We start from the raw sequence: 4,640 nt of genomic DNA, 5'->3' as shown, positions 1-4,640 counted from the left end.
CGCGGCCGGCGGGAACCCTCGACCCGCCCAGGCCCGCCTGGTCCGGGTCATCGAGTACGACGTCCCCGACCGTGACGGTGACGGCACCGGTGACCTGATCGCCCTGATCACCACCATCCTCGACCCGTGGGAGGCCCCCGCGGCCGCGCTGGCCGGCGCCTACCACCAGCGGTGGGAACACGAGACCGCGAACCGGCAGGTCAAGACCTACCTGCGCGGCCCGGGGAAGGTCCTGCGGTCGCAGTCACCCGAGGGGGTCTACCAGGAGATCTGGGGCTACCTGCTCACCCACCACGCGATCACCGCGCTGATCTGCGCGGCCGCGACCGCCGCCGGGATCGACCCCGACCGGGTCCGGTTCACCCGGACCGTGAGAGTTCTCCGCCGGCAGGTCGCTGACCCGCCGGCCTTTTCCCCCTGACCAGCAGGAACACGCCCTCACCCTGATCACCACGGACATCACCCGACCCGCGAAACTCACCCGGCACCGCGAACGCACCTACCCCCGCGCCGTGCGACGCGCCGGACCACACCGCTACCCCGTGAAGAAATCCCGCCAGCGCGGTAGGCGTCACTCCGCCCCGCCCACGATCAGGCTCGCCAACCCCGTAGAACCCCAGGCAGCAGCTTGATCAAAATAGGCTAAGTGGCATTACGTGTACACCGCACGCCAGCCCACGCTGAGGTTCGACATCACGTCGCTGTTCGGACCGGTGACCTGGTCGCCGTACTGCTTGTCCTTCAGCCATCCGCCGCCGGGGTGCTCGTACACCCCCACAGGGGCGTTGTCGACGGAGTAGTAGTTCGTCGAGCAGCCCGCCGCCTGCGCTGGGGCGGCGAACGCCGTGGCGACGCCGACTCCTACGACCGGAAGCGCGGCGACAGCAACCGTGAGCGCGCTGTTCTCCTAAGTTTCGACATCAGATACAGGGAATTCCTCTCTGTGCTCAGAGCTGGCCGGCTCGTTCAGGACGGCCGAAGCCACCCAGAGTCAGCTCGGGCGGCGAGCCTCGGCCGGGTACACACTTCCTGTGTGGCGCGTCCCGTACGGCTGGTTCGGCCAGTAGCTGTCCCCGTGCGGGGTCTGCGGGTACTAGCCGTGTTAGCAGAACCAGCCGTTCTGGACGTAGCCGTCCCGGTTCACGTTCCCCCAGGCGTGGCCGAGGACCCATTCCCCGCCGAACTCGCGGGCTCCGGCGTCGTAGACCGTGAATGTCTGGTTCGGGCCGTACAGGTAGCCGATGGCGGGACCGCCGGGCGAGGAGCGCACCTCAAGGTCCTGGGCGCACACGGCCAAGCGCTGCCCGTGGGAGTTCGGGGTGGCCCACAGCAGGGAGCCGCCGGCCGAGGCTGTGGAGGCGAGCCCGCCCAGCAGCGCCCCGGCCGCGGCTACCGTCACGGCGCCCCGCACCCACAGCCGCCTCCGGCGCCGGTCCGAAGCGGACTGGCCGACCCCGTTCGTCTTCTTACCGTCAAACATGGAATCCTCTTCCTGCTGGTTTCCGCGCGTGACCTGGTCAAGCGCGACCGACGAATGACTTTCCCGGAAAGCGGACGAGGGTAGGTGACGGCCAGACGAGAAGGCGTGCACGCGTTTCGGAGCCCTCACGGGAGACGCCGTCCCGGCCTCGGTGACCGCTATTCCAAACGACATAGTCGGCTTCCTCGATCGGGGCAGCAAGGGGTTTCGATGAGGAGATTTATCTTGGGTGAAAGTCGGTGCTCCCAAGCCTTGTGACCTGGGAGAAGAGAGAAACTGGGAGACGATGGGGAGAATGGGCAGGCCACCTGGATCGACGAAAAGCATCCCGGCCGACGTGGTCGGGCCGGCCCGGGAACTCGCGGAAGCCCTCTGCGAAATTCGCGGCGACAAGATCTCGCTGGAACGCCTCGGAAGCAAGGTGTTGCTCTGCTCCCGCTCGCACGCGAGCCGCATTTTCCAGGGAAGGAAACTGATCTCAGAGAAACAGCTCGAGGCGTTCTTCGAGTTCGCGGGGCATGCCGAACCGAAGCGAGACCGGGTGCGCCAGTTGCGGCAGGAGGCGTACCTGGCGGCGCAGACGCCGCGGCCGGGAGCCCCGGAGCCAGCCGAGACCACCGAGGCCGTCCCCGGCGATTCGGACCGCCTCGGGGCATCGGCGGCGCCGTGCGCCGCCAACGAGGGAGACGGTCCGAGTGGCGGGCGCGGGCGCCGCTGGCGTGTCGGCAGCATCCTGCTGGTTACCGTCGTGGTCGTAGTGACGGTCGCGACCGTTGTGCTCGTTATGACGAGGAGACCGGCGGCCGCGCAGCCGCTGGCGTTCACCGGTGTCGCCCCTGGCGACTATGTCGCCTGGTGTTTCCGGCTGAAAGGCGCCGGGTCCGCCGTCCCCGGCCGCGAGGTGCTGGTCGTCGTCACCGACCCGGCCTCCGACGTCTACCGGCTCGGCGATCCGGTCTGGCAGGACGCCGCCAGCTGGACACTGTCGGTCCAAGTCGGCACCGGCACCAGCAGCACCGGCGGGAACGAGCACGCCTACGAGCTGCTGCTGCTCGTCGCCGACCCCGGGCTGCCCGGGCTGCGGGACATCGACCCGCGGCCGGTCGACCGGGCGCTGTTCGACCACTACATCGACCGCGGGGACATCGTTGTCGTCGACCGGCGCACCGTGCGGCGCGCCGAGGACACCTCGTCCTGCGAGACCGGTCTGTCGTAGTTCAGGTGTGCACGACGTCGGGACTTCGTCCGTTACCTGGTCGAGCTCGTCCAGGTGCTTCGAGGGGAGCGGCCGAGCCGGTCGAGCTTGGTGACGACCAGCTGGTAGCCGGCGTGGTTGACGGACAGGCCGTCGCGTGTCCGACTGGGGTACACCCCAACACCACACGATCAACAAGCCACAGAAACGTCAGATTAGGGTCCTCGGCGCGATTTCTTGACGTGTGTCTGCTCGGTTCCTGGAGTCCAACCTGACATCTCGGGGTGTGGAAGGGGTCGGGGCGATGCGGGTCGGCTACGTCAGGGTCAGCAGCGTCGACCAGAACACGGTGCGGCAACTTGACGGGGTCGAGGTCGAGCGGATGTTCGTCGACAAGGCGTCCGGGAAGGACAGCGACCGGCCGAAGCTCGACGAGCTGCTCGCGTTCGTCCGCGACGGCGACTGAGGTGCCCCTTTTCTCCCGGACAGCCGCCCCAACTAGAATTATGGGCAGCACGGAAGGGGCGATAGTTGACACAGAAGCGCAGGAAATACTCGTCCGAGTTCAAGGACGAGGCGGTCAGGATGGTGATCGAGACCTCTCGTCCGATCGCCGATGTCGCACGTGAACTCGGGATCGTTGAGGGAACACTCGGAGTCTGGGTCGCCGCGTACCGGCGTGCCCACGCCGGCGAGGCGCCATCACCGGTCGCCGAGGAGAACGCACGGATACGCGAACTCGAACGGCGGAACCGTGAGCTGACCATGGAAAACGCGTTCTTGAAAAAAGCCGCGGCGTACTTCGCCAAGGATCATCGGTGAGCGACACGTTCGAGTTCATCGATGCGGAGTACGCCGCACGCACCACCGTGAACACCGCCACCCCGACGCCGTCCATCACGCAGATGTGCGCCTGGCTGAACGTCTCGCGTTCCGGTTTCTATGAATGGCGTGACCGCCCCGCCTCCGCGACCGCGACCCGCCGCGGCGAGCTCGCCGCCCTCGTGCAGCGGTCGTTCACCGCCTCCGACGGCACCTACGGCTACCGGCGCGTGCACGCCGACCTGTGTGCCTGGGGCCGCCCCTGCAGCCCCGAGCTCGTCCGTACCCTCATGCGCGAGCAGGGCCTGGAGCCGTGCCAGCCACGCCCCTGGCAGCACACCCTGACCGAGCAGGGCCAGGACCCCGCCGCGATCCCCGACCTGCTGCAGCGCGACTTCACCGCCGACGCCCCGGGCACCAAGATGGTCGGTGACATCACCTACATTCCCACCTGGGAAGGCTGGCTCTACCTCGCGACCGTCATCGACTGCCACACGAAAGCCGTCGTCGGCTGGGCTATGGACGAAAACTACAAGACCGGGCTCATCGACACCGCCATCACCATGGCCGCCCGTAATCAACAGCTCACCGACCAGGCAATGTTTCATTCGGACCGCGGAAGTAACACCGGATTCAACCGGTCGTCGCAACACCGTCTTCTTGAAGTGAGAATAGCTGGTGGTTCATCGCTTCGGTGGGGGTCTTCCAGTCGAGGGTCTTGCGGGGCCGGTCGTTGAGGGTCGAGGCGATCGTGACCAGTTCGTGGCGGGTCCAGCGAGACAGGTCGGTGCCCTTCGGGAAGTACTGGCGGAGCAGACCGTTGGTGTTCTCGTTCGTGCCGCGCTGCCAGGGGCTGCGCGGGTCGGCGAAGTAGACTCCCAGCCCCGTGCCGGCGGTCAGGGCGGCGTGCCCGGCCATCTCCTTCCCACGGTCCCAGGTCAGGGTCCGACGTAGCTGCTCCGGCAGCGCGGCAAGCGCCTGTGTGATCGCGTCCCGGACAGCGTCAGCGCCGCGGCCCGCCAGTGCCGGACCGTTCTTCACCGGGGGTTGACGCCCGTAACCGTCCATGCGGGGCAGGTGCAGCAGGACCGTGAACCGGGTGGTGCGCTCGACCAGTGTGCCGATCGCGGACCGGTTCAACCC

The 4,640-nt window shown here is 67.6% G+C and carries 7 protein-coding genes and 2 pseudogenes; 5 read left to right on the top strand and 4 right to left on the bottom strand.

Annotated features, from left to right (window positions below; all coding sequences use genetic code 11):
* Nucleotides 1–421: pseudogene (locus FREUN1FDRAFT_RS37970) on the top strand (transposase); the annotation flags it as partial.
* 231 nt (nucleotides 422–652) lie between these two features.
* Here FREUN1FDRAFT_RS37970 and FREUN1FDRAFT_RS47610 read toward each other — a convergent pair.
* Complete coding sequence (locus FREUN1FDRAFT_RS47610) at nucleotides 653–778, bottom strand: hypothetical protein (protein ID WP_255348253.1); 126 nt, start codon at nucleotides 776–778, stop codon at nucleotides 653–655.
* 324 nt (nucleotides 779–1,102) lie between these two features.
* The gene (locus FREUN1FDRAFT_RS37965) at nucleotides 1,103–1,480 is read right to left on the bottom strand and encodes a hypothetical protein (RefSeq protein WP_006545752.1); all 378 of its coding nucleotides are present in this window, start codon (nucleotides 1,478–1,480) and stop codon (nucleotides 1,103–1,105) included.
* Nucleotides 1,481–1,775: 295 nt separating this feature from the next.
* Between FREUN1FDRAFT_RS37965 and FREUN1FDRAFT_RS37960 the strand changes: the two genes are divergently transcribed.
* Nucleotides 1,776–2,696, top strand: coding sequence for a hypothetical protein (locus tag FREUN1FDRAFT_RS37960; RefSeq protein ID WP_006545751.1), 921 nt, complete (start codon nucleotides 1,776–1,778; stop codon nucleotides 2,694–2,696).
* 32 nt (nucleotides 2,697–2,728) lie between these two features.
* On the opposite strand, the gene FREUN1FDRAFT_RS47605 is transcribed toward FREUN1FDRAFT_RS37960, so the two are convergent.
* The gene (locus FREUN1FDRAFT_RS47605; protein ID WP_255348252.1) at nucleotides 2,729–2,851 is read right to left on the bottom strand and encodes a hypothetical protein; all 123 of its coding nucleotides are present in this window, start codon (nucleotides 2,849–2,851) and stop codon (nucleotides 2,729–2,731) included.
* Between the two features lie 128 nt (nucleotides 2,852–2,979).
* Between FREUN1FDRAFT_RS47605 and FREUN1FDRAFT_RS42645 the strand changes: the two are divergent.
* The 3 genes and pseudogenes from FREUN1FDRAFT_RS42645 to FREUN1FDRAFT_RS37950 form a co-directional block, all read left to right on the top strand.
* Nucleotides 2,980–3,138, top strand: a pseudogene (locus FREUN1FDRAFT_RS42645) (recombinase family protein); the annotation flags it as partial.
* A 68-nt stretch (nucleotides 3,139–3,206) separates the two neighbouring features.
* A complete protein-coding gene (locus FREUN1FDRAFT_RS37955) occupies nucleotides 3,207–3,497 on the top strand; it encodes an IS3 family transposase (RefSeq protein WP_006545749.1) in 291 nt (96 codons plus the stop codon).
* The gene (locus FREUN1FDRAFT_RS37950; RefSeq protein ID WP_006545748.1) at nucleotides 3,494–4,234 is read left to right on the top strand and encodes an IS3 family transposase; all 741 of its coding nucleotides are present in this window, start codon (nucleotides 3,494–3,496) and stop codon (nucleotides 4,232–4,234) included. Before FREUN1FDRAFT_RS37955 ends, FREUN1FDRAFT_RS37950 begins: the two co-directional genes overlap by 4 nt.
* Here the strand turns inward: FREUN1FDRAFT_RS37950 and FREUN1FDRAFT_RS37945 are convergent.
* Nucleotides 4,131–4,640 (bottom strand): IS30 family transposase (locus tag FREUN1FDRAFT_RS37945; protein WP_006545747.1); only part of this gene is annotated, 510 nt, incomplete at its 5' end. The two genes, FREUN1FDRAFT_RS37950 and FREUN1FDRAFT_RS37945, sit on opposite strands and share 104 nt — an antisense overlap.

Source organism: Parafrankia sp. EUN1f (assembly GCF_000177675.1).
Taxonomy (GTDB): domain Bacteria; phylum Actinomycetota; class Actinomycetes; order Frankiales; family Frankiaceae; genus Parafrankia.
This window is presented reverse-complemented; position numbering and strand designations above follow the sequence as displayed.

Excerpts from the sequence above, each read along its gene's own strand:
- FREUN1FDRAFT_RS37965 (WP_006545752.1), bottom strand. The coding sequence starts at position 1,480 with ATGTTTGACGGTAAGAAGACGAACGGGGTCGGCCAGTCCGCTTCGGAC.
- FREUN1FDRAFT_RS37960 (WP_006545751.1), top strand. The coding sequence starts at position 1,776 with ATGGGCAGGCCACCTGGATCGACGAAAAGCATCCCGGCCGACGTGGTC.